We start from the raw sequence: 23,343 nt of genomic DNA on the forward strand, positions 1-23,343 counted from the left end.
AGTTAACATTAAATTTGAAAATTTTTTCCAAAAGAAGAAATTGCCTAATGATGACAATATGAAATGATATAATATCTTTGAAATGATAAGAAATTTTATAGAAAAGAAGGGGTATCATGTCTCAATATGTCATTACAAATGGAAGAATTTATACGGAAGCACAAGTTATTGAAAAAGGGTATCTTGTCGTAGAAAATGGCAAAATTAGTGATATTCAAAAAGGTGATTATAAAGGTCATTTAAATCAAATAGATGTAGCAGGAAAGCATGTGTTACCAGGTTTTATCGATATTCATATTCATGGTGGCTATGGAGAAGATGCGATGGATGCATCGTATGACGGCTTAAATCATTTAGCTAAACAATTATTGTCTGAAGGGACAACAACATTTTTAGCAACAACGATGACGCAATCTGATGAGAATATTGAAAAAGCATTAAAAAATATTGTCGCATGTTATGAAAATCAAACGTTAGGTGAAGCAGCTGAAATCGGTGGTGTACATTTAGAAGGACCATTTATTTCTGAACATAAAGTGGGTGCTCAAAATCCTAAATATGTACAACGTCCCACTGTTGACAAAATTCGACATTTTCAAAAGGTAGCGAAAGGATTAATTAAAATCATTACTTTTGCGCCAGAAGTCGAAGGCGCTCATGACACATTAAATGAATTGCGTGATGATATCATCTTTTCAATGGGACATACTGTCGCCACATTTGAAGAAGCAAATGAAGCGGTAGAACGAGGTGCGAAACATGTAACGCATCTTTACAATGCTGCAACACCTTTTGAACATCGGAATCCAGGTGTGTTTGGTGCCGCATGGACCAATCAAAGTTTAAACACTGAAATTATTGGTGATGGGATTCATTCACATCCTGCTGCTGTAGATATTGCATATAAGCAAAAAGGACCTACTCACATGTATTTAATTACAGATGCCATGCGTGCCAAAGGTATGAAAGATGGTGAGTATGATTTAGGTGGACAAAATGTGATTGTTAAAGGGAAAGAAGCACGTTTAGAAAATGGCGCACTTGCAGGCAGTATTTTAAAAATGAATGAAGGACTGCATAATTTAATTCAATTTACGCATGATAGTTTAGATCACTTATGGCGAGTGACAAGTTTAAATCAGGCCATTGCACTTAATATTGATAAGCAAAAAGGAAGCTTAAGCATAGGAAAAGATGCAGATATCGTAATTGTAGACGACCATATACAAGTAGATACAACGATTAAATCAGGTACTATTCATCATTTTTAAGACTACTCGCATGGTGAAAAATGAATAATTTAGTATCTCTTTATCTTTTTAGGTTTATATATATGAAGTTTAGTGTATATACATAGTAAATCTACATAATATATGAATTTGAAGTAAAGGAGGGATAGGTAATGCAAAATGATTTGAGATTTCCAAGTGCAAAAAATTTCTTTACTACTTTAGGGTGGTTATCAGTCATTGCTTTATTAGCGGTTGTAGTGGTCAATGCGCTTTATAATAGTTCTTTTAAAAGTTGGTCAGATATCAGTGTGAAATTCACTCAAACGGATTTAATTTTCTTGATTACTTTCGCAATTATTGCGATAGTTTGTATTATTATTTCATTGCTTTTAAAATTATTTAAACATCCATAGTAAGTAAAGTTAACATATTAAAAGGGACAGAACTCGAGCGTTCTGTCCTTTTTAGTGGTTTAAATAATTAAATATGACATCATCAATGATAATGTCTACATTCGGATGCGTTTGTAAAATAGAAGCAGGTAATGTTTCAGTTTTCGGTCCATTCATTAAACGCTCAACAGCTTCTTGTTTACGTTCTCCAAAAGCTAATAAAATGATACGTTTTGCGCGCATAATAGATTGTAATCCCATAGAAATGGCTTGTTTTGGAACATCATCAATCGTATCAAAATGAGTACTATTTGCTTTAATCGTAGAATCAGTTAAATCTACAACTCGTGTTTGACTATCAAAAGATGTACCTGGTTCGTTGAAACCGATATGACCATTTTCTCCAATACCTAATAATTGAATATCGGGTTGTCCTATAGAGGATAGACGCTGTTCATAAGCATGTGCTTCGTCTTCAAGATCAGATGCGTCTCCTCTTGGAATGTAGATATGATCTTCATTCCATTCGTTATGATTAAATAACAGCTCATGCATATATGTGTAGTAGCTTTGAGGGTGTGATGAATTAAGACCCACATACTCATCTAAGTTAAATGTTTTAATATCATTTAAATTCACACGATTTGCCGTTAATAATTCAGATAATCGTGGATAGATTTCTGTCATCGTATTACCTGTCGCTAATCCAAGAGTAGCTGTCGGCGTACTTTGTATTAACTTTAATAACTCAACTGCTACATAATCACTTGCGATAGATTTGTTTTTTAAATTGATCAATTTCATCATCTAAACGCCTCCATATGTTTATGAATGATTTTTTACTGCTTCAACAAATCGTTCGGTAATTTGTTTAGGTCGTGTAATCGCACCACCAACTACTGTACAATGAACACCAAGTTCGTTCACTTTTTTATACATGTCAGGTGTGATGACATTACCCTCTGCAATGACTTTTGTGTTTACTTGATTAAGTACTTCTTTTAAAAATTCAAAATCATTTTCATATAATATATGACCCTTTGTATAAGATGTATACCCTCTTAGAGTGGTTCCAATATAGTCAAAACCTAATTGATCTGCATAAATAGCTTCTTCAATCGTTGAGATATCAGCCATAATTTCAATATCAGGCGCTTTTTCTCTAATATATTTCACAAGTTCTTCAAGAGATTCTTTTGGACGTTTTTGTTTAGTAGCATCTAAAGCAATGACTTCACAACCGCTTTCAATGAGTTCATTTACCTCTTTTGAAGTTGCAGTTATAAATACACTTGAGTTAGTGTAATCTCGTTTAACAATTCCGATAACTGGTAAATTGATTTCCTTGCGAATAGCTACAATATCTTCTATAGAGTTAGCACGTATACCTACTGCACCGCCTTGATAAGCAGCTAAAGCCATTTTTGACATAATGAACGAAGAATGTAAAGGTTCTTCAGGTAAAGCTTGGCAAGAAACGATTAATCCTTGTGGTAACATATCATTCACTCCGTAACATTTATATTTATAAATAGAATATATCGAGTTTGTGGTTATTTATACAATACTGTTGAATTGATTTACTCATATCATAACATTGAGAAAATTATTATCAATTTAAAATTATAAATTGAAAAATATTTTCATTTATAATAAATTAGACATAAGTTATTTAATTGAGTAAAGAGGATGATTGTAAAATGAAATTTGAAAATAGAGTTCAGCGTTGTCGTCATTTATTAACAAAAACAGATAAACGAATTATAGAATATATACAAAAGCATCCACTTGATGATAGTTTCTCAACAATTAATTCATTGGCTTATGCAATTGAAACATCGCCAGCTACAATAACGCGTTTCAGTAACAAATTAAATTACGATAATTTTCAAGATATGAAGTTTAGTTTGCAACATGAAAAATCAGAGAAATCTGTAGAAAATGCACCATTAGTACAACTTATACATCGTTATCATCAAAATATCATTCAACAAACTGGAGAGTTTATTTCTGAGGAAAAAATTAAACGCTTAGCACATAATTTAAAAACATGTAGACAGGTGAATTTCGCAGGTTTAGGGAGTTCAGGTTTAACAGCAAGTGAATTTTATTATCGTGCCATGCGTATGGGGATAAAAGGTTTAGTATCCACAGATGCTCATCAAATGAAGATTTCTGCGTCATTATTATCATCGAATGATATGTTTGTAGCAATTTCAAATAGTGGTGAAACAAGTGAGCTTATCGATGCGGCTAAAATAGCACGAAATCAAGGCGCTTATGTTGTTGTAATTACTAATTTTGAAGGAAGCACAATTACTAAAAATGCAGATTTAGTGCTGATTACGTCTGCGCAGTCCAATAATAATGATACAAGATTTATTAATTCACAAATTGCAACTCACTTTTTATTAGATCTTGTGAGTTACATTCTTCTTGGAGATCCTTACATGCATAAACTCTATCAACAAACACGTCAAGTTGTGCTAAACCATGGGAGCAAATAAATAAGAGGACTAGAATGCGTAGTCCTCCATGTTTATAACTACTATTGTATTGCACCGTACAAAGCTGCATTATTACCACTTCGAGTCGTCTGAAGACGTGCTATTCCATAATGAGGCGGAAGGTAATAATGAATTTTAGGCTTAATATATTTTAATAGTGTATCTTTTTGAGAAGAGATACCTCCACCAATCAAGATAAGTTCAGGATCATAGATAATTTGTAATTGAGCGATACCTTCAGCTACTGAATGGCTCCACTCTTCTAAAATATTGATTGCTACAGTGTCATTTTCTTCAGCTAATTCAAATAATTTTGGTACGTTAGTGTCATACTTAAAGTGATGTAATAGCATTAAATCTTTTAGCGCTGAAGTTGAAGCTCTTTGTTCAAATGTTTTGTCATCGGAAGAACGATAAAGCAAATAACCAATTTCATTTGCTCGATGACGTGCACCTTGATAGATTCCAATAGATTTATTATAAAATGCACCGCCAATTCCTGTTCCTAAAGTAAGACAAAAGATGTTATTTTCTTCATAATTATGCAAAGAAAGCTCCCCAAGTAATGCTGCATCTACATCGTTGTAAACAGTTATATTTGAGGACAATTCCTTGAAAACATTTAAAAAATTTGTACCATCAAAATTTTGAATAGTTGGTCCAGTGTAAACAATTTCTCCACGAGTTGAATCTACAACGCCAGCACTTGAGATACCAATGTGAGGATTTTTAAGCTGATATTTTTTTATAAATGCATCAATGATTAAGTATATTTCGTTCGTTATTAAAATGTGAATATTGTCTGGAGTAGCAATTGTTTTATAATCAATAATGTTTAATTCATTGTTAATTACTGCAAGTTTTATATTAGTGCCCCCGATATCAACTGCAATTTTATACATATAAAAAACCTCCTTAGTTTTCTTTATAACTACTATAAATCATTTTTAGTACTCTAGTTTTAATTTGAAAATTATTTTCATCAAATTTAGAATTATTTGTTAATATTTTTCATATAGTATTGTATAAAAATATGATAGCGTTTACAATTCGAAATATAAATAGAATATATTGCTGTTGAATTAATAATAAAATTATAAAAAATTCAGATCATATATTGGAGGATTTCGAATGGAAGAACAATTAAAAGGATTATATGCAGCGTTACTTGTCCCATTTGATGAAAATGGTCAAGTTAAAGAAGAGGGATTAAAACAAATCGCAAAGAATGCAATAGAAGTTGAACAATTAGACGGTTTATATGTAAATGGAAGTTCTGGAGAAAATTTCTTAATTAGTAAAGAACAAAAGAAACAAATCTTTAAAGTTGTAAAAGAAGCGGTTGGAAATGATGTGAAATTAATTGCTCAAGTAGGCTCACTAGATTTAAATGAGGCCATTGAACTTGGAAAGTATGCCACAGATTTAGGATATGACGCATTATCAGCAGTAACACCATTCTATTATCCGTTTTCTTTTGAAGAGATTAAGCAATATTACTTCGATATTATTGAAGCAACGCAAAATAAAATGATAATTTATGCCATCCCAGATTTGACTGGTGTAAATATTAGTATCAACCAATTTAAAGAATTGTTTAATAATGAAAAAATTGTAGGAGTAAAATATACTGCGCCAAATTTCTTCTTACTTGAAAGAATTAGAAAAGCATTTCCAGATAAGTTGATTTTGTCAGGATTTGATGAAATGTTAGTTCAAGCAGTTATTTCTGGAGTAGATGGTGCAATTGGTTCTACATATAATGTGAATGGCCGTCGTGCACGTCAAATTTATGACTTAGCTCGTGAAGGTAAAATTGAAGAAGCTTATAAAATTCAACACGATACTAATAATATTATTGAAACAGTTTTAAGCATGGGTATTTACCCTACTTTAAAAGAAATATTAAAAACACGAGGCATCGATGGTGGAGTACCTAAACGTCCATTTTCACCATTTAATGAAGCAAATCGTAAAGAATTAAATCAATTAATTGAAACTTATAGCTTGTAATTACGACACAATTTAAACGACAGAATATAAACAAGGGGTGATCCTTATGCAACATATAGGATTTGGGTTATGGAATTGGATAGCAGTTATCGTCTATCTTGTAGCAATGTTATTAGTAGGTGCCTATTTTACTAAACGTGCAAGTCAAGATACTGATAGTTTCTTTAAAGCAAGCGGACGTTTACCATCGTGGGCAATTGGCTTTTCTATTTATGCGACTACATTAAGTGCAATTACGTTTATGTCTACACCTGAAAAAGCTTTTTTAACTGATTGGGCCTATATAGCAGGAAATATTGCAATTGTAGCAATCATTCCAATATTAATTGCTTTTTATGTTCCATTCTTTAAAAAATTACATGTAACTTCAGCTTATGAATATTTAGAAGCACGATTTGGACCAAGTATACGTTTAATTGGATCATTATTATTTATTATTTTTCACTTAGGTCGTATCGCAATCGTTATTTATTTACCGACTTTAGCAATAACTGCTGTATCTGATATTAATCCATATCTTGTAGCAAGTTTAGTAGGTATTTTATGTATTTTATATACATTTTTAGGTGGATTCGAAGGAGTCGTTTGGAGCGATTTTATCCAAGGTGTCATTTTACTTGGTGGAGCACTTCTTATCATTATCATCGGTGCTTTTGAAATAAAAGGTGGATTTGGCACAATTGTACATGATGCTATTGCGAATAAAAAAATTCTTAGCGCAGATAATTGGAAACTTAACTCAGTAGCAGCGGCGATCCCAATTATTTTCCTAGGAAATATTTTTAATAATTTACATCAATATACAGCGAGCCAAGATGTAGTACAACGTTATCAAGCATCAGAATCTATGGAAGAAACCAAAAAATCATTATGGACAAATGGTGTCTTAGCACTAATTTCAGCGCCTATTTTCTATGGTATGGGTACGATGATGTATTCATTTTATCAGCATCAAGAAGCATTGCCTAAAGGTTTTAATACCTCATCAATTGTTCCATATTTTATTTTGACTGAAATGCCCCCATTTATTGGTGGATTACTTATTGCAGCAATATTCGCTGCAGCACAATCAACAATTTCATCAAGTTTAAATTCAATTTCAGCATGTACTTCTGAAGATATTAAACATCGCTTCTTTGGAAAAAGGGATGATAAATCAGAAGTGAAATTTGCTCGATTAATTATTGTGATAGCAGGTTTATTAAGCTATGGTATTTCGATGTATTTAATTGCAGCAGATTCTAATAATTTATGGGATTTATTCTTACTTATTACTGGATTATTTGGTGTGCCGTTAGCTGGAATATTTGCAGTTGGGATATTCACAAGACGTGCAAATACATTTGGTGTCATTGTCGGACTATTTGCAGGAGTAATTATCGCTTATTTACTTCATGGAATAGGTGGAGGAAACTCACCATTTTACGTATCAATTATTTCATTTTTAGTTGCTTTTATTTTAGGTTATATCGTAAGCTTGCTTGTACCATCTAAAAATGTAAAAGATATTACTGGTTTAACGATTTACGATAAAAATAAAGCTTCTACATATATATCTAAAATAGCAAAAAGAAATTGATTTTTAATATTAAGAGAGTAGGAAAATGAATTCATTGTCAATTCAATCTTACTCTTTTTTCTATGCTATGATAAATTTATATACATCACTTATATTGGAGAATAACAATGAAAATAATAAAAATTGTTGGTATGTTTCTTTTAGCGATAATCATTATGGTTATTTCTCAAACAATCTCGCTATTATTTGATATAATTATACCATTTTATGGAATCGGAACGATTTTATCGAGTATCACTTATATTTTACTTACATTTCTCATCGTAAGATGGATAATTACTCATGTATTTAAAGAGGGTCTATCTTCATATCGAATGACAAAACCTGTATTTCATCCGATTTATTTGATTTTAGGGATTGCATTACCGTGCGTAGTATATGCGATTTATTTTATTTTTATACCGGGAGATTTTAAGGTACATCATTTTAACTCAATCAGTAAGACGATACACGACTTGAGTTACATTATTTTTATGCAAGGTGCAGCTGGTGCTATTGTCGAGGAAATGGTGTGTCGAGGTCTTTTAATGGGCTATATTGAAAAGAAAACAAACATTCGAATAGCAATCATCGTTACTTCACTGTTCTTTGGCGTCATTCATTTATTGAATGGTGCTCTAAATGTGACAAGTTTCTTTTTATTGTTAGTTAGTGGCACTTTAGTTGGTATGATGTTTGGTATAGCAACGTATCGATTTAACACCATTTGGGCGAGTATCACCTTGCATTTCTTTTGGAATGTCTTTCAAGTTGTTTATATCACTACAAAAGAAACTGACTATAACGTCTTTCAATATGTTTTACGTTTTAAAAATATGGTGCTTACAGGAGGACAGTTTGGTTTTGAAACATCTATCGTCTCTACGATAGGCTATATCATTGTGATTATTGTTCTGTTAATGTGCCGTACGCCATATAAAGGTAGCAACTTATAACACATTCAAAAGTAGTCGTAATTGTTTTATACTTAAAGTAAAGATAAATAAACGTAGTTAAGGAGAAAAGTTATGAAAAAGATAGTGGTAGTAACGCTTATTCTCATATTATCTATTGGCTTAGTGGGATGTAATCGATTGTCTAAAGAGGATAGTGACCCTTCGGACAAAGCGGATACACAAGAAGAACATTCAACAGAAGAAAATAAGAGTTCTGATGATCAAGATATCAGTCTAGAACCAGATACAAAAATACCGGATCATGTTTTTGAAAAAACATCAGTACGACATGTACAGATTTCTGAAAAAACGATTAAAAAAGATATTAAAACGTATAGTAACATTGATAAAAAAATCAATGATACGATGAATACATATAAAATGAAATTATATTCCAATCAAAAGTTATCTAACACAGAAGCGAACAAATTAAAAAAGCTTGTTCAATTAGAGAATGAGAATGATACAAATTTTGCACAATACATTCAAAATAATCAGATGCCAAATAATGATTATGTGATCTATACTGATAAAATAAGTCGTTATATTTCAACAGCCAATCGCATAGAGCAAAAAAGTTTAGAAATCTCATTAAAATCGGATGATGATACATCTATTTTTAATGATATTGAGCAAGTGAATAAAGATCAAGACATTGTAAATGATCAAGAAAAACAAGATATTGCCAATTTCTTGGAAGATAAAAATATTAAAACTGAAACATTTAATGAGGATTCAAATCATATTGATATAGATTGATCGAATGAATTAAAAAAGGAGTGGACCGACGAATTCAAAATGAATTCCGTTCCACTCCTTTTTTGGCGAAATAGTTGTCGACTTCATTTAACAGGTATCCTTTTTTAGCTAAACATTGCGATAAAGTAACTCACAATAATCACAATACCCGTTACACCATTATGAATCATATGAACCATCATACTATCTCTAACGTTATGACGACGATGATAAGCGAGATAGAACACCATCCCCATTATGATATACATTAAGACCGCAACCCAATTTGAAATACCATGTTGGGAAGCAAAAATAAGTGAGGATAAAATAAATGGTAACCAGAAACTGCTACGTTTAAATAGCGTTTCTTTAAAGATACCTCGATAAATTAATTCTTCTAAATAGGGAGCTACAAACGTAAGGGTGAGTGCAAATACTATGACAGGAAACGCTTGTCCAAGTTGATCGGGAGAAGGTTTCGCGCCTTGAAAGTTACCCAGTAATGCCTTATCATTTTCTGTCTGTGCTTGACCTGTTATTGCCATCATTAGAAAACTCATTCCAATGACAATAACGCGAAGTAATAGTGCCCATCCGATATTAATCATAATATCTTTGCGTTTAAACGGTTTAATTGGCTCATATGTATGCCGTTGATAATAACGTCTAACCAGCCAAATAACGACAGCGGCTAACAGCATAAATAATAATGTTGCTAGTGTTCCACTTGTAACATCCATTTTTGCAGAAAAATTAGTAATAAATAAAATAAGAACAATAGGAATCTGAGCAAGTAACATCCATCCTATAAAAATAAGAACATTTAAGAAGCGATTCCCTTTAGGATAATGTTCATCTTTTTTATGATAATGAGAGTCAAGATTTGAATCTGAATGCATACGTGTTTCTGTAATACCTTGTTGAGTCATGGTTGTATCACCTCTAATGTTTTTATTTGAACTACGTATACTGCAACTTGAACATAACATACTCTGATTTCAACCTACAACTTACTTTATAAAATATTTGAACTATTTATGAAAAGAGTGAGACAAAACTCGTTGTCCCACTCTTTATTTTGAATTAACCAATATTTAAATGTTTACCAGGTAAAGCTTTCAATAAATATGAATCATGTGTAATGATAATTAACTGTAAATGTTGAAATTCTCTTAACATTTGTAAGATGATATCTTCGTTCACCATATCTAAATTTGTTGTTGCTTCATCTAAAATCAAGACATCTGGTTCTACAAGCAAAGCTTTTGCTATCCATAACCTTTGGAATTGGCCACCACTTAAAGTGCTCACTTTTTTACCAAGTAATTGTGATTCTAACTTACATTGCGACATGACTTCTTTTATTCTGTCCTCATGTATAGCTTTAGGATAATGAAAATGAATTAAAGGTTGTTTTAATATCCAATGAACTGTTTTATTTGGATCAAGTGTACTCGAATGATATTGAGGCACATATTGGATATGTTTCATCCATTTGTGTTGTGAAATATGGCCAAGTTCTAAATCGTTATATATGAGTGTACCTTGATAATTTGAATCTAATCCTGCAATAATTTGAGCCAAAGTAGACTTTCCGCTTCCACTTACGCCACTTATCAATAAATGATCGTGTGTCTCTAATGTATAATTAAAATTTTTAAATATCTGTTTATTAGAAAAAGCTTTATTTAACTGTTTAATCTGTAACATATTGATATCTCCTATTAGCTAGTTCAATCAATTGCTTCGTGTAAGCATGCTGAGGATCACGTAAAATATCAGAAGCACGCCCTGTTTCTACAATGTTTCCGTTTAGCATGACACTGATATGTGTTGCATAGTTTAAGACTAAGTTTAAATCATGAGTTACAAATAGCACTGTCATATCATGTTCTGTCACTACATGATGCAGTAGAGCCATTAAACTATGACGATTGTGTTGATCTAGCGCACTAGTCGGTTCATCTGCAATTAAAAACTGTGCTTCTCTTACAATAGCCATGACAAGTGCAACTCGTTGTGCCATACCACCACTCAATTCAAAAGGATACTGATAATAAATGGATTCAGGTTGGTCCAATCCGAGATGTTTAAATTGACGTAATACAAATGCTTTTTGCTGATCACGTGTTAATGAAGATGACATAGAGTCAAACAATGCATCAAAGTGGCGGTTGATACGAACATTTTGGAAAAAATTGCGATTCGCATCTTGGAACATTGCATCCGTTTGTGTTAAATCGAGATGAATCTCACCACGATAGGTTAAATCATCTTCTTTCATATTCAGTACAGTACGTGTAAGTAAAGATTTACCACTCCCACTTTCTCCAATTAAACAATGAAAGCTTCCTTTTTCAATCTTTAAATGTATCTGTTTAAGTAATGGTTCATGTTTGTGATAAACAGATACATCATTGATATAAAGGACTGTATCTAATGTAGGTGACGACGATTGAGTATTTGACATATGAGTGCGAACCCTCCTAATAAGACACCTGGAAAGATAAATAACCAGGGCGCAGAATAGAAATAACTTTTACCGTCATGTAAAATGGCGCCTAATTCAGGAATAGGGGGTTTTACTCCTAAACCAATAAAGGCGAGACCGGAAATACTTAACATTAACTTACCAAAATCTGCAGTAACAAGTGCCATAATGTCACTGATGAGATGTGGCACAATGTGATGTATTGTAACTTGGAACTTCGACATCCCACTAAGTGGCGCAAATTTAACGAACGGTTGTGTCATCGTGTCACGTGCTAAATTTCTGAAATACCGCAAATAGCGACCGAGCCAGCCGATGATGAGTGCAAGACATAATCCTACTACAGAATTATTAATAAAACCAAGGACGACAAGCGCGATAATGATAGCTGGTAAAGCGATTAACATATCTGCAAGTGCCATAATGATAGAATCTAACCATTTACCTACTATAGCTGAAATAAGACCAATGATCAGTCCAAGCACGATTGTCCCTATCATAATGAATGCAGTAAGACCAAGTGTAATCAAGCTACCTACAAATAGTCGTGTTAGAAAATCTCTACCCAAATCATCCGTACCAAGTAAATGATGTAAACTTGGGGGACGTAATGCTTGAGATTGATGAATTTGATTTGCTTTATCATATAGGGCATAAGCGAGTACAGCTAAAATGATTATTGCAATAGGCCATATGAAATGTTTAATCTTCATACGTTACTCGCCCTCCTAACGTTTTCGACATATTCAAACGAGGGTCACTTTTTTCTAGTAAAATATCACCCAGGAAATTCAATATCATAATGATTGTAATCATCATCATTAGAATACCTAGAATGAGTGGATAATCCCGAAGATTAATACTAATAATAAGCAATTTTCCTAACCCTGAAATACTAAAAATGACTTCTAAAATAATGACTCGACTGAATAAACGAATAAAATTATTAATTGTAATCGTAAGTAATGGCGCTAAGATGTCTTTAACTTGTACGTAAATACGATCTTTTAATTTAAACTGACGTAATGAGGCAAGTTGGTATGCTTCATTACGAAGTGTACGTTCAAATAGATGACTGCTGAGTAAAACCATATGACTCCCTTCAACTAAGACTAAAATAGCGATAGGTAGAATAAAGTATTCAAAGCTATAACTTCCAACAAATGGTAGAAGATGCCATTTCACACCGAAATAGTAAATAAAAATAATGGCTAACCAATATTCTGGTAGTGATGTCACCACTTGAGACGCACGTAATATGAATATAGACCACTTTTTCTTAGGATAATTCCCACAGAGATAGCCAATAATATAGCCAAGTGGAAATAAGATGATGGCTGAGATAAAAATAAGTTTCAAGGTAGGAGCAACGGCTTTAGCAATACGGTCAGTGACAGGCTCGCCGTTACTAAAGCTCGTGCCTAAATCGCCTGTAAATGCATGGCCTAACCATTGTAAATAACGAATAGGCAATGCTTGGCTTAATCCAAGTTTATCTTGAGCCATCTTAATTCGTTCATCTGTGATTTGTGCGACACCATGTTCATGTAGATATTGAATCGCTGGATTTCCAGTTGTATGTTCAAGTAGCACAAATAAGATAAACGAAATAATAATGAAATATAATATAAGTTTAAGTAAATGTTTAATCATACTAATCATGATGAGATACCTTCAATTTATCGTAATTAATGGGTGCATCCGTTTGTCCTGAGAATTCGAATTGCTTAATTTTAGGACTTGTAACAAACACTTCGTTTGGATAAGCAATTGGCACTTCAAGATACTGTTGATTGATGCGATGTGAGATGTGATTAAATGCACGTTGTTGATCATCCTTATTGGTAATGGTTGAGAAGCGGTTAAGCATTGTTGTTAGCTGAACATCGTTTGCGAACATACCGGGCTTATCTCCGTCTTGCTTAAAGCGTGCATTTAAAAAGTTATATGGCATGAGCGCATTCGTATAAGAACGATAGAAAATAAGATCATAATCTTTTCGGATAGTGAGTGTTTCATAATACGTTTGGGCATCTAAAACGTTAATATCCAAATGAATACCTACGTTTTTCAAATCTTGTTGCATAATTTCTGCTTTTGTTTTCCATTCAGGAAATTCATCAGTTTGTAGCGCTAATTTTAAAGAAAGGTCTCGTCCATTTTTTTCAAAGTAGCCCCGATCATTTTTTTTATAGCCTAATTGTTCTAATAAGCGTGTCGCTTGAGTAGGATTATATGAATGGGTGTGTTGATTTGTATCATTCACGAATTCTACGCCGTCTTGGAATAATCCTTTAAGCTGCTTATTTGATGATAAGTGATCAGTATTAATCGCTTTACTGATTACTTCGCGCATCTTTTTATTTTGAAGTAATGAGACCTCTGGATTAAAGGCCATGAACTGTGTTTCTGTACTTGGATATTGTTTTACCTTTAAATCTTGATTACGGTATGATTCCTTGATTTGTTGAGGAGTCAAATGTCCTAGTGAACCCCCTGTAATATCAATAGAATGACTTTCCATTGCAAGATGTCTCGAATCGCTATCTTCAATTGTTTGAAAAATTAAATCGTAATCCAATGGATGATGGTTGTGATAATAAGGATTCGGTTTAAAAGTCACAGTCTCATTTGTTGAATCTGCTACTTTGAATGGTCCTGTACCAATCGCTTTTTCAAATTTTCCAGTGGTTTTACCATCTTTTACCGCATGTGGACTCATGATACGTAGCGGACGTATTTGTGATAATTCATTTAATATTTGATTTGATGGCATTTTCAAATGAATATCTACAGTATAGTTATCTTTAATAGTAACCGACTTCAGTTTATCTAATGTTTCCATAGGATTCGTTTTATCTGTCGCTTTCGCACGTTCAATTGAAAATTTGACTGCTTTCGCATCAAAGTTCGAACCATCATTAAATTTAATATGGTGTTTTAAGTGAAACGTATAATCTTTTCCGTTATTAGAGACTTTCCAAGATTTAGCCAAACCAGGCTCAATCTTTCCATTTTCTCCATATGTAACAAGAGGTTGGTATATTGCACTGTAGACAGGCATCGGAACATCAAACGCTTGTGCATCTAACTGGCTCGGGTTAAATTCTCGTGCAAGAGATACTTTCACCTCTTTGTGTTGATGATGATCATGTGTACATCCAGTTAATAGGAGAGACGCACACATCATGAATGACAAAAGCAGATGCTTTCTCAAATTTAAAACCTCTTTCAATTTATATTTGTCACTTATTAATAATACACGGTAATATTTATTTTGAAAATAAAAAACGTCTACAAAATTATATATTTTGTAGACAAAAAGAATCGTTTTAATTATAGAATTTGTATCTTATATATCACTAATTATCTTATTTTCTAATGTGTTTCTCCTAAAGCTACTTTAACATCAGGGAGGTCTGAAATCGCATTGATTGCTGCTGTAATTCCTTTTGTAATCGTATCTAAAGACAGCGAAGGTGTATTAGGTTTATCTATGACTTGTTCTGGAATAAAGGGAACATGGATAAAGCCAAATCGTAAGTTAGGATAAAACTTATCTGCAAGGTAGCCTAATTGATAAAGTACATGATTGCAGACAAATGTGCCTGCGGTATTCGATAAACTTGCTGGAACACCCGCTTTTTTAATCGCTTCTGTCATTGATTTTATAGGAAGATTTGAAAAGTAGGCTGGTGCACCATCTGGATGAATGGCAACATCAATGGGTTGATTTCCTTTATTATCCGCAATACGTGCATCATCAATATTAATGCCTACACGTTCAGGTGTAATATTAAAACGTCCCCCTGCTTGTCCAATCGATAATACCACGTCGTAATGATGATGTTCTAATTCATGTTGAATCACATCTTTTGATTTGTGAAATACAGTTGGGATTTCTAATGTTGTAATGGTATGTGCCCCAATAGTAGGGTCCAGTTGTCTAACCGCTTCTAATGCCGGATTTACCTTTTCTCCGCCAAACGGATCAAATGCAGTAACTAAAATATTCATAAGAAAACCTCTCCTTTAATTTTTTACAGTTTAATACGTAAGGTATAAACACTTATTTACATCATTAAACAGATGATGATATAAGGCAACGTAAAAGATATATGAACAGTTTGTGAATTATTTAAAATTAAGAATAAAATTAAACTAGAAGGGTAAAATAATTATGTAAAAGGAGTGGTATTATGACAAAAACAGCAGTCATTACAGGTTCAGCAGCAGGATTAGGAAAAGGAATTGCTCAACGTTTAGCCAATGATGGATTTAATATTGTGATTCAAGATATTAATCAAAAAGCTCTAGAAAAAACAGAACAAGAATTTAAAGAGAATGGATATAACGTGGTAGCATTTCATAGTGATGTTTCTAAGAAAAAAGAGCAAGAAGAATTAGTTCAATTTGCAGTGGCAGAATTTGGTCAAATTGATGTATTTGTAAATAATGCTGGTGTAGATGCGGTATCACCTATTTTAGATATTACAGAAGATGAATTGGATAAATTATTCCATATAAATGTATATGGCACGTTATTTGGAATTCAAGCGGCAGCAAAACAGTTTATTAAGCAAAATAGTAAAGGTAAAATCATTAACGCATGCAGTATTGCAGGACATGAATCTTATGAGGTATTAGGTACATACTGTGCTACTAAACATTCAGTACGTTCTCTCACTCAAACTGCAGCGAAAGAATTAGCTGAAAAAGGTATTACGGTGAATGCTTATTGTCCTGGAGTTGCTAAAACTGAAATGTGGGATCGTATTGATGCTGAAATGGTTAAATTAGATAGTAATCTAAAACCTGGTGAAGCATTTGAACAGTTCTCATCAGCAATTAAACTCGGGCGTTATCAAGAACCAAAAGATGTGGCTTCTTTAGTATCATTCTTAGCATCATCAGATTCAGATTATATTACTGGACAAGCCATTTTAACTGATGGTGGACTAGTTTATAGATAAAATAAAGAATGATAAAAGTAAAAAAATAATAAGCCTCTCTTACATCAAATTGTAAGAGAGGTACTTTATTAGATTTAAAAATATGTTAGTCATTCACTTTTTCAGTATATAACCCTTTATTCTTTCTCGAAAAGACTACCAAATCGTCACGATTTATTAAGTCATCGGTAAGTTGTAATTCTGTAATGGTATTCGAGTCATAATATTTAATATAGAGTGTTTTTGTCGTTAAATTAAAAACAGTTTGATATAACGTATAATAAAATCCATTGTCTGAAGGGCGAACAGCGCCTTTTGGTACACTCACATGGTCTAAAATTCTAAATGCATCTAAGATAGGATGGTCATCGCTATTTGGTAATAAGTGATGAACAAGATAAGCTGCTCGAACAAAACGTTCGCCAGATGTATACCCTCCAGGTAAACCGAATGTGCCATTCGTATTCCCTAAGTTCAATTGTTTTGAAAATGTATTGTCAATGTTATATGGTGTCACATGCATATAGTGTTTCAAATTTTCATAATGCCAATTTAAATCTGGGTTATTTGTGAGTACGCCAATTGGATTATCAATCACGACGATACGTCCTTCAACAAATGTCACTTCCACAGTGCGCCCTGTCGCATCAGATAAATGATAATGTAATGGAGGAACTTCGTTAATATCACTATATGAATAGGCTACAACGTTAACTTGTTTCGCATTTTCAATAAGTTCTTCAATAGTTCTGTTATAGCCGAGCGCCCACACAAGGACTTCTGTTTGCGAAATATTGATATAGCCTTCACGAATGTCTGTCGCATATGACGCATATCCACGATCGTATTGATTTGACATGGCAAGTCCATGTTCATTGACGCCATCTCCAAAAACAAATCCCTCCATATCAGAACCAGCACCTGCAAAGGCATACAACGTTTCCCCTTCATAGTCGACATGCGATTTAAAGGAGTATCCTCGAGGTTGAACTGCAGGAAACCCGTTCAAAGGATAATCGTAATCCATCGTTCTTCCAAAAATAACATCTCCATTGCTGGCTTGAAATGTAATGCCTGTACACATATCGTCGTCTCCTCGTAAATTAATTTTTAATTGCTGTTTTAAAATATAAACCTAAAACAAATGTTAACACATAAGCAACGCTACTAATTACATATGCCCACATCACTCCTTGATTATCTACAACAAGAGAAATACCTAAAGTACCAAGTGAGAAAAATATACTGCTTAATAAATTATTCAGTATATAGGTGGATGTTAGGGCTTCTTTTGGTACTTCACGTTGTACAACTGAGTTTAAAGAAATATAGCGTGAATCTTCGAAAATTCCCATTAATAATGACATGAGTAAAGCAAGTAACACAGATTGATGTAGGATAAAGCTGGCATTAATAAAAGCTAATATGAGCGGAATATAAATAATAATAGGGTAACTTATTTTTGTGAAAAATTGATCTTTATCATTCATCCATAACCCAGCAATAATTGTCCCACTAAAGAAAGCAGCATTGATGAGTCCAAACCAAAAATCATCGACATGTAAAAATGTTCTCGTATATGTAAGAATAATTGCAGCAACCCAAATGGACGTTGCGACAGATTCGAAAATTATAGATAGATTTAGATATAAACTCAGTTTATTGGAATAGTTATGACGTAATACAGTTTTAAAGCTATTTAATATATTTTCTTTTTCATTATTATAAATATGCCGTTCTGAAAGTTGAATAATAAAGAAGTAGGATAGGATTTCTAGTACAAGCGCAAATAAAAATAAATATTTAGCGCCAATCAGACTCATCAGAAATCCACCTAATGCCCATGTCGACAATTGAACCATACTACTCATCATATTCATTAAAGCGTTCGCCGAAGTTATGTATTCTTTCTTTTCAATAAAAGGAATCATCGCGTTCTTAATTGGATTGGTAAATCCATCAAATAGAGCATTTATAAATAGTAGAATAAAAATAAATATTGGAGATTCCTCGAATATAAGTAGACTTGCGATGATGGATAGGCTCACAAGTTTAAGCCCTTGGAAAATCCATAATACTTGTTTTTGAGTAAAATACTGATAAATATAATTTGAAATAAAGCTACTAACAAAGAGACCGGAAGTAAAAATAATTGGAATCATAGAAGCGGCAGTCGTTTTTGAGGTCATACTATATACTACCGAAATTAAGCCGACAACGGTTAACACGTCTCCAGTATTTGCGAATAGCTGACTATAAAAAAGATGGAAGTAATCTTTACTGTGCTTCTTCATAACAATCACCTTAGGTAAGTTTCAATTTAAGTTATTATAGCACAGTAATTATGTAAAAGTACCCTTTAAAAGTAGGTTGATACTTATAAAGGGTACATGTCATTATGCGTGAATATGTTCAGGAACATCTTTAAAGTTTTCTAAACGACGATTCCATTCCTCATCACTAATATGGTGTTTTGCAACGTAGCGATTACGTTCATGTTTGGCACAGTCATATGAACATGCGCCAAGATATTTTGCTTCATTTTTTTCGGATACTAAAATTTGTTTATTACATTCTGGATTTGCACAGTTAATATAACGTTCGCATGGAGTGCCATCAAAGTGTTCTTTACCAATCACTGTTTTATCTACATGGTTCACATCGACACTAATACGTTCATCGAAGACGTACATTTTGCCATCCCAGTACTCACCTTTTGTTTCTGGGTCTTTACCATACGTAGCAATACCGCCATGTAATTGTCCTACATTTTCAAAGCCTTCTTTTACAAGCCAGCCTGAGAATTTTTCACAACGGATGCCACCCGTACAATACGTCACAATGTTTTTACCATCTAATTTTTCTTTATTTTCACGAATCCAATCTGGTAAATCTCTGAAGCGTGTAATATCTGGGCGAATGGCGCCGCGGAAATGACCTAAGTCAAATTCATAATCATTACGTGCATCTAAAATAACAGTATCGTCATCTTCTAATGCAGCTTTAAACTCACTAGGTGAGTAATATTTACCAGTTGTCACACGTGGATCTACATCATCTTCTAAACCTAAAGCAACAATTTCTTTTCTAGGACGTACGTGCATTTTTTTGAATGCATGCCCCTCAGCTTCATCAATTTTGAAAGTCATATCTTTAAAACGTTCATCTGCATGCATATGTTCAATATATTGATCTGTATCTTCTTTTGTACCAGATAATGTACCGTTGATACCTTCTGTAGATACTAAGATTCTACCTTTTAAGTTATGCTCTTTACAAAATGCTAAATGTTCGGTAGCAAATGTGTCAGGGTCATCAATTGTTGTATATTTGTAATACAATAACACTCTATAATCCATTTTCTGATTCTCCTCTAAAAGTTAATTTATCTGTATGTTAAACGTATCTAAATTGTTATTTATATAAAAATCGACATTGTAATATTTTAACAAAATTATAACTTCTTTCAATATTTGCGCTCATAAATCAGTCAATTGACCTATACAAGGAGAATCATTTTACTTATTGAAATCGATTACATATAGTAAGCTTAAGTTTAGAATGTTTCAAGCGTATAATAAACTATGTAAATGAATGACATAAGGAGGCTTATTTAATATGTTGGATAATAAATTACCTAAATTAACGTATAGTGGTAAATCTAAAAGTGTGGTTCCTATTGTTTCTGAAAGTGAATTACAAACAGTTACAGCTGAACCATGGTTAAAAATTTCAGATGAAGGACTTCAACTTGAAGGACTTATTTTTGATAGAGCACATAACTTATTTTTATGTGAAGTATTTGGTGGAAAGATTTTTAAAGTTAATCTGCCAAGTAAAGATATTTCTGTAGCGTTTCAATCAGAAAAACAAAATCCAGCCGCAGTAAAAATTCATAAAGATGGACGACTGTTTACATGTTACTTAGGTGACTTTGAATCTACAGGTGGTATTTTCGCAACAGATGAACATGGAGAACACTTTGAAGACATTATTTCAGACATCAATACAGATTATTGTATTGATGATATGGTATTTGATAGTAAAGGTGGTTTTTATTTCACCGACTTTAGAGGGTATTCAACGAATCCTAAAGGTGGCGTCTACTACGTTTCTCCTGATTTTAAAACGGTGACACCCGTGATACAAAATATTTCTGTTGCTAATGGTATCGCACTTAGTACTGATGAAAAAGTACTGTGGATAACTGAAACAACGACGAATCGACTTCACCGTATTCAATTAGAAGATGATGGTGTGACTATTGCACCGTTTGGAGCAACCATACCGTATTATTTTACTGGTCATGAAGGACCTGATTCTGTTTGTATTGATAGTGATGACAACTTATATGTTGCAATGTATGGACAAGGCCGAGTTCTTGTCTTTAATAAAAGAGGGTATCCTATTGGTCAAATCTTGATGCCAGGTCGTGATGAAGGGAAAATGTTGCGTTCTACGCATCCGCAATTTATTCCAGGTACAAATCAATTGTTAATATGTACCAATGATATTGAGAATAATTCAGAAGGTGGATCAATGATTTATACAGTAGAAGGTTTCGCTAAAGGACATGAAAGCTATCAATTTCAATCGTAAATAGCTATAAATTACAATTAAAAACATCCTTACTTATCGTAGTGAGGGTGTTTTTGAATTGTATTATTGTAGATAGGATTTTAATTAAAAAAAGATAAGTATCATGTGAAACATAAATAGATATCGATTATACTAAAGAAAAGAATAGGACATACATCATGTATGAGAGGAGTATTGGATGAAAGACAATTGGATAACACATAAAGCAGATAGTCTCGTAGGATCATTCTATGACCAACAATCATATCAATTTCAACAAGAAGGGTTTGAAACGACACTTTCCTTTGGAACAGCAGGTATTCGTGGTCAATTTGGTTTAGGTCCAGGACGTTTAAATCGATATACCATTCAACGTCTAGCTTTAGGAATTGCATATTATTTACAAGATAATATGACACAACCTTCCATTGTCATTCATTATGACATTCGTCATTTATCAGCAGAATTTGCAGACATTATTGCGCATATTTTAGCGTCTCATCATATTAAAGTATATGTATCGGATACATATCAAACGACTCCGCAGTTATCTTATGCAGTGAGATATCTTCAAACGTCTGCAGGCATTATGATTACAGCTAGTCACAATCCTAAAGATTATAATGGCATTAAAGTATATGGTGCTGATGGAGCACAGCTCGACGATGTCGCCTCACTTGAAGTGGCTAAGTATATTGAACAATTAGATGATCCACTTCATTTAGACATTGAATTAAATGAGACGTTAATTAAAGAAAATATTTTACCTTTACCAAAAGATATTAATCAGTACTATTTTGCGGAAATTAACCAATTGATTGGTGACATACCTCCATCAAACTTAAATGTGGTGTATACGAGTTTACATGGTACAGGAACACCTATTATTCCGAAGTTGCTAAGCCATCTTCACTTTAATAAGATTGAACTTGTTGACTCACAATGTAAAATTGATCCTGATTTTAGTTCTGTAAAAAGTGCCAATCCAGAAGAACATGAAGCGTTTGATTTAGCTATCAAACAAGCCCAATACTCTAAAGCGGATTTAATCATTGCGACAGACCCTGATGTGGATCGAATGGGATTCGTTGAACGAGATCATGATGGTCATATTCACTATTTTAATGGCAGTGAGATTGGTGCGTTAATGATTAAATATTTAGTCGATCATACGACGCTTCCTAAACATCCAATCATGATTCAATCCATTGTAAGTGGTGAACTAGGGAAACGTTTCGCAAAGCAACATGGGGTTACTGTGAAGGAAGTCTTAATTGGTTTTAAATTTATTGCTAAGGCGATTCGTGAATTACGTGAGGATGAAACATTTATTTTCGCTTATGAAGAAAGTTATGGTTACCTTGCGGGTGAATTTGTAAGAGATAAAGATGCGATTCAAGTTGTTCCGTTAGTCATTAAATATGCGTCTATTTTAAAAAATGAAGGTAAAACATTACACGATGCCTTAACGGATATATATGAGGAAGTAGGATATTATCGCGATCAACCTACATCTAAAATATTTGAAGGAAAAAAGGGGCAACAAGAAATTGCAACGTTAATGGAACACCTTCGTCAACACATTCCAGATACGTTGGGCGGATTAAAAGTGATCGCAGTTGAAGATTATCAAAGCCAAGAGAGAATAAATAAAGATGATGGTACTACTGAGTCGATAGCTTTACCAAAGTCAAATGTGATTCGGTTAATCTTTGATGAAGGATTTGTCGCATTACGTCCTTCAGGAACAGAGCCTAAACTCAAATTCTATCTTTCACTTAATGTTGATGATTTTGAACAAGTGTCGCATGATATCTATCAATATATATTTAATGATAATAAATAAAAATAGAAAAATAAGTGTAAAAGAATAACACCTTATATCGAGTCTTTATACTCAAGATATAAGGTGTATTTTAATTAATT

The 23,343-nt window shown here is 33.1% G+C and carries 23 protein-coding genes; 10 read left to right on the forward strand and 13 right to left on the reverse strand.

Annotation, left to right across the window (positions count from 1 at the left end; all coding sequences use genetic code 11):
- Window positions 1–116 precede the first annotated feature (116 nt).
- Both nagA and BDW25_RS04160 read left to right on the forward strand, forming a co-directional pair.
- Window positions 117–1,271 carry an N-acetylglucosamine-6-phosphate deacetylase gene (nagA, locus tag BDW25_RS04155; RefSeq protein ID WP_049379382.1) on the forward strand — a complete coding sequence of 385 codons (1,155 nt, stop codon included), beginning with the start codon at window positions 117–119 and terminating at the stop codon, window positions 1,269–1,271.
- Between the two features lie 131 nt (window positions 1,272–1,402).
- Window positions 1,403–1,645, forward strand: coding sequence for a hypothetical protein (locus BDW25_RS04160; RefSeq protein WP_002449323.1), 243 nt, complete (start codon window positions 1,403–1,405; stop codon window positions 1,643–1,645).
- A 51-nt stretch (window positions 1,646–1,696) separates the two neighbouring features.
- Here the strand turns inward: BDW25_RS04160 and nagB are convergent, their stop codons facing one another.
- Window positions 1,697–2,428: a glucosamine-6-phosphate deaminase gene (nagB, locus tag BDW25_RS04165; protein WP_049379421.1), complete on the reverse strand. Its 732-nt coding sequence runs from the start codon at window positions 2,426–2,428 to the stop codon at window positions 1,697–1,699.
- 21 nt (window positions 2,429–2,449) lie between these two features.
- Window positions 2,450–3,124, reverse strand: a complete 675-nt coding sequence (locus BDW25_RS04170; RefSeq protein ID WP_002449363.1) for an N-acetylmannosamine-6-phosphate 2-epimerase — start codon at window positions 3,122–3,124, stop codon at window positions 2,450–2,452.
- Between the two features lie 200 nt (window positions 3,125–3,324).
- On the opposite strand from BDW25_RS04170, the gene BDW25_RS04175 reads away from it, so the two are divergent.
- Window positions 3,325–4,131 carry a MurR/RpiR family transcriptional regulator gene (locus tag BDW25_RS04175; protein WP_002454700.1) on the forward strand — a complete coding sequence of 269 codons (807 nt, stop codon included), beginning with the start codon at window positions 3,325–3,327 and terminating at the stop codon, window positions 4,129–4,131.
- A gap of 41 nt (window positions 4,132–4,172) precedes the next feature.
- On the opposite strand, the gene BDW25_RS04180 is transcribed toward BDW25_RS04175, so the two are convergent.
- A complete protein-coding gene (locus tag BDW25_RS04180) occupies window positions 4,173–5,033 on the reverse strand; it encodes an ROK family protein (RefSeq protein WP_002454701.1) in 861 nt (286 codons plus the stop codon).
- A gap of 229 nt (window positions 5,034–5,262) precedes the next feature.
- On the opposite strand from BDW25_RS04180, the gene BDW25_RS04185 reads away from it, so the two are divergent.
- The 4 genes from BDW25_RS04185 (at window position 5,263) to BDW25_RS04200 (ending at window position 9,417) form a co-directional block, all read left to right on the forward strand.
- Window positions 5,263–6,144 carry an N-acetylneuraminate lyase gene (locus tag BDW25_RS04185; protein WP_017175530.1) on the forward strand — a complete coding sequence of 294 codons (882 nt, stop codon included), beginning with the start codon at window positions 5,263–5,265 and terminating at the stop codon, window positions 6,142–6,144.
- A 46-nt stretch (window positions 6,145–6,190) separates the two neighbouring features.
- Entirely contained in the window at window positions 6,191–7,723 is a 1,533-nt protein-coding gene (locus BDW25_RS04190) for a sodium:solute symporter family protein (protein WP_093514832.1), read from the forward strand.
- Between the two features lie 107 nt (window positions 7,724–7,830).
- Window positions 7,831–8,658, forward strand: a complete 828-nt coding sequence (locus BDW25_RS04195) for a CPBP family intramembrane glutamic endopeptidase (RefSeq protein WP_133944885.1) — start codon at window positions 7,831–7,833, stop codon at window positions 8,656–8,658.
- A gap of 72 nt (window positions 8,659–8,730) precedes the next feature.
- Window positions 8,731–9,417: an NDxxF motif lipoprotein gene (locus tag BDW25_RS04200; protein ID WP_133944887.1), complete on the forward strand. Its 687-nt coding sequence runs from the start codon at window positions 8,731–8,733 to the stop codon at window positions 9,415–9,417.
- Between the two features lie 104 nt (window positions 9,418–9,521).
- Here BDW25_RS04200 and BDW25_RS04205 read toward each other — a convergent pair whose 3' ends face one another.
- The 7 genes from BDW25_RS04205 to pcp all read right to left on the reverse strand — a co-directional run bounded on the left by BDW25_RS04205 (window position 9,522) and on the right by pcp (window position 15,904).
- Complete coding sequence (locus BDW25_RS04205) at window positions 9,522–10,325, reverse strand: CPBP family intramembrane glutamic endopeptidase (RefSeq protein ID WP_002449357.1); 804 nt, start codon at window positions 10,323–10,325, stop codon at window positions 9,522–9,524.
- A gap of 154 nt (window positions 10,326–10,479) precedes the next feature.
- Entirely contained in the window at window positions 10,480–11,106 is a 627-nt protein-coding gene (locus BDW25_RS04210) for an ATP-binding cassette domain-containing protein (RefSeq protein WP_002449241.1), read from the reverse strand.
- The gene (locus tag BDW25_RS04215) at window positions 11,093–11,866 is read right to left on the reverse strand and encodes an ATP-binding cassette domain-containing protein (RefSeq protein WP_002449331.1); all 774 of its coding nucleotides are present in this window, start codon (window positions 11,864–11,866) and stop codon (window positions 11,093–11,095) included. The genes BDW25_RS04210 and BDW25_RS04215 overlap by 14 nt, the downstream gene beginning before the upstream one ends.
- Window positions 11,833–12,600 (reverse strand): ABC transporter permease, encoded by a 768-nt coding sequence (locus tag BDW25_RS04220; protein ID WP_002449346.1) that lies wholly within the window; start codon window positions 12,598–12,600, stop codon window positions 11,833–11,835. The genes BDW25_RS04215 and BDW25_RS04220 overlap by 34 nt, the downstream gene beginning before the upstream one ends.
- Window positions 12,590–13,549, reverse strand: coding sequence for an ABC transporter permease (locus BDW25_RS04225; protein WP_002449445.1), 960 nt, complete (start codon window positions 13,547–13,549; stop codon window positions 12,590–12,592). The genes BDW25_RS04220 and BDW25_RS04225 overlap by 11 nt, the downstream gene beginning before the upstream one ends.
- Complete coding sequence (locus BDW25_RS04230; RefSeq protein ID WP_208318177.1) at window positions 13,542–15,104, reverse strand: nickel ABC transporter substrate-binding protein; 1,563 nt, start codon at window positions 15,102–15,104, stop codon at window positions 13,542–13,544. Before BDW25_RS04230 ends, BDW25_RS04225 begins: the two co-directional genes overlap by 8 nt.
- 161 nt (window positions 15,105–15,265) lie before the next feature.
- Window positions 15,266–15,904 carry a pyroglutamyl-peptidase I gene (pcp, locus tag BDW25_RS04235; RefSeq protein WP_064207145.1) on the reverse strand — a complete coding sequence of 213 codons (639 nt, stop codon included), beginning with the start codon at window positions 15,902–15,904 and terminating at the stop codon, window positions 15,266–15,268.
- A 182-nt stretch (window positions 15,905–16,086) separates the two neighbouring features.
- Here pcp and BDW25_RS04240 point away from each other — a divergent pair, with 182 nt between their 5' ends.
- The gene (locus BDW25_RS04240) at window positions 16,087–16,860 is read left to right on the forward strand and encodes an acetoin reductase (protein WP_002488197.1); all 774 of its coding nucleotides are present in this window, start codon (window positions 16,087–16,089) and stop codon (window positions 16,858–16,860) included.
- A gap of 85 nt (window positions 16,861–16,945) precedes the next feature.
- On the opposite strand, the gene BDW25_RS04245 is transcribed toward BDW25_RS04240, so the two are convergent.
- From BDW25_RS04245 to trhO, 3 genes are all read right to left on the reverse strand, one after another.
- A complete protein-coding gene (locus BDW25_RS04245) occupies window positions 16,946–17,923 on the reverse strand; it encodes a choloylglycine hydrolase family protein (RefSeq protein ID WP_049415867.1) in 978 nt (325 codons plus the stop codon).
- Window positions 17,924–17,942: 19 nt separating this feature from the next.
- Window positions 17,943–19,133, reverse strand: a complete 1,191-nt coding sequence (locus tag BDW25_RS04250) for an MFS transporter (RefSeq protein ID WP_002488238.1) — start codon at window positions 19,131–19,133, stop codon at window positions 17,943–17,945.
- Window positions 19,134–19,235: 102 nt separating this feature from the next.
- Window positions 19,236–20,198, reverse strand: a complete 963-nt coding sequence (trhO, locus tag BDW25_RS04255) for an oxygen-dependent tRNA uridine(34) hydroxylase TrhO (protein ID WP_019834741.1) — start codon at window positions 20,196–20,198, stop codon at window positions 19,236–19,238.
- Window positions 20,199–20,457: 259 nt separating this feature from the next.
- Here trhO and BDW25_RS04260 point away from each other — a divergent pair, with 259 nt between their 5' ends.
- Together BDW25_RS04260 and BDW25_RS04265 are read left to right on the forward strand one after the other, a co-directional pair.
- A complete protein-coding gene (locus tag BDW25_RS04260; protein WP_049418084.1) occupies window positions 20,458–21,438 on the forward strand; it encodes an SMP-30/gluconolactonase/LRE family protein in 981 nt (326 codons plus the stop codon).
- Between the two features lie 178 nt (window positions 21,439–21,616).
- Window positions 21,617–23,263, forward strand: coding sequence for a phospho-sugar mutase (locus BDW25_RS04265; RefSeq protein ID WP_133944890.1), 1,647 nt, complete (start codon window positions 21,617–21,619; stop codon window positions 23,261–23,263).
- Window positions 23,264–23,343 lie beyond the last annotated feature (80 nt).

It is taken from the genome of Staphylococcus sp. AtDRG32 (genome assembly GCF_004365845.1).
Taxonomy (GTDB): domain Bacteria; phylum Bacillota; class Bacilli; order Staphylococcales; family Staphylococcaceae; genus Staphylococcus; species Staphylococcus hominis.

Excerpts from the sequence above, each read along its gene's own strand:
- BDW25_RS04175 (WP_002454700.1), top strand. The coding sequence starts at position 3,325 with ATGAAATTTGAAAATAGAGTTCAGCGTTGTCGTCATTTATTAACAAAA.
- nagB (WP_049379421.1), bottom strand. The coding sequence starts at position 2,428 with ATGAAATTGATCAATTTAAAAAACAAATCTATCGCAAGTGATTATGTA.
- BDW25_RS04190 (WP_093514832.1), top strand. The coding sequence starts at position 6,191 with ATGCAACATATAGGATTTGGGTTATGGAATTGGATAGCAGTTATCGTC.
- BDW25_RS04200 (WP_133944887.1), top strand. The coding sequence starts at position 8,731 with ATGAAAAAGATAGTGGTAGTAACGCTTATTCTCATATTATCTATTGGC.
- BDW25_RS04185 (WP_017175530.1), top strand. The coding sequence starts at position 5,263 with ATGGAAGAACAATTAAAAGGATTATATGCAGCGTTACTTGTCCCATTT.
- BDW25_RS04225 (WP_002449445.1), bottom strand. The coding sequence starts at position 13,549 with ATGATTAGTATGATTAAACATTTACTTAAACTTATATTATATTTCATT.
- BDW25_RS04265 (WP_133944890.1), top strand. The coding sequence starts at position 21,617 with ATGAAAGACAATTGGATAACACATAAAGCAGATAGTCTCGTAGGATCA.
- BDW25_RS04195 (WP_133944885.1), top strand. The coding sequence starts at position 7,831 with ATGAAAATAATAAAAATTGTTGGTATGTTTCTTTTAGCGATAATCATT.
- BDW25_RS04205 (WP_002449357.1), bottom strand. The coding sequence starts at position 10,325 with ATGACTCAACAAGGTATTACAGAAACACGTATGCATTCAGATTCAAAT.
- BDW25_RS04245 (WP_049415867.1), bottom strand. The coding sequence starts at position 17,923 with ATGTGTACAGGCATTACATTTCAAGCCAGCAATGGAGATGTTATTTTT.
- BDW25_RS04260 (WP_049418084.1), top strand. The coding sequence starts at position 20,458 with ATGTTGGATAATAAATTACCTAAATTAACGTATAGTGGTAAATCTAAA.
- BDW25_RS04170 (WP_002449363.1), bottom strand. The coding sequence starts at position 3,124 with ATGTTACCACAAGGATTAATCGTTTCTTGCCAAGCTTTACCTGAAGAA.
- BDW25_RS04160 (WP_002449323.1), top strand. The coding sequence starts at position 1,403 with ATGCAAAATGATTTGAGATTTCCAAGTGCAAAAAATTTCTTTACTACT.
- BDW25_RS04215 (WP_002449331.1), bottom strand. The coding sequence starts at position 11,866 with ATGTCAAATACTCAATCGTCGTCACCTACATTAGATACAGTCCTTTAT.
- BDW25_RS04250 (WP_002488238.1), bottom strand. The coding sequence starts at position 19,133 with ATGAAGAAGCACAGTAAAGATTACTTCCATCTTTTTTATAGTCAGCTA.
- BDW25_RS04180 (WP_002454701.1), bottom strand. The coding sequence starts at position 5,033 with ATGTATAAAATTGCAGTTGATATCGGGGGCACTAATATAAAACTTGCA.
- nagA (WP_049379382.1), top strand. The coding sequence starts at position 117 with ATGTCTCAATATGTCATTACAAATGGAAGAATTTATACGGAAGCACAA.
- BDW25_RS04240 (WP_002488197.1), top strand. The coding sequence starts at position 16,087 with ATGACAAAAACAGCAGTCATTACAGGTTCAGCAGCAGGATTAGGAAAA.
- pcp (WP_064207145.1), bottom strand. The coding sequence starts at position 15,904 with ATGAATATTTTAGTTACTGCATTTGATCCGTTTGGCGGAGAAAAGGTA.
- BDW25_RS04220 (WP_002449346.1), bottom strand. The coding sequence starts at position 12,600 with ATGAAGATTAAACATTTCATATGGCCTATTGCAATAATCATTTTAGCT.
- BDW25_RS04210 (WP_002449241.1), bottom strand. The coding sequence starts at position 11,106 with ATGTTACAGATTAAACAGTTAAATAAAGCTTTTTCTAATAAACAGATA.
- trhO (WP_019834741.1), bottom strand. The coding sequence starts at position 20,198 with ATGGATTATAGAGTGTTATTGTATTACAAATATACAACAATTGATGAC.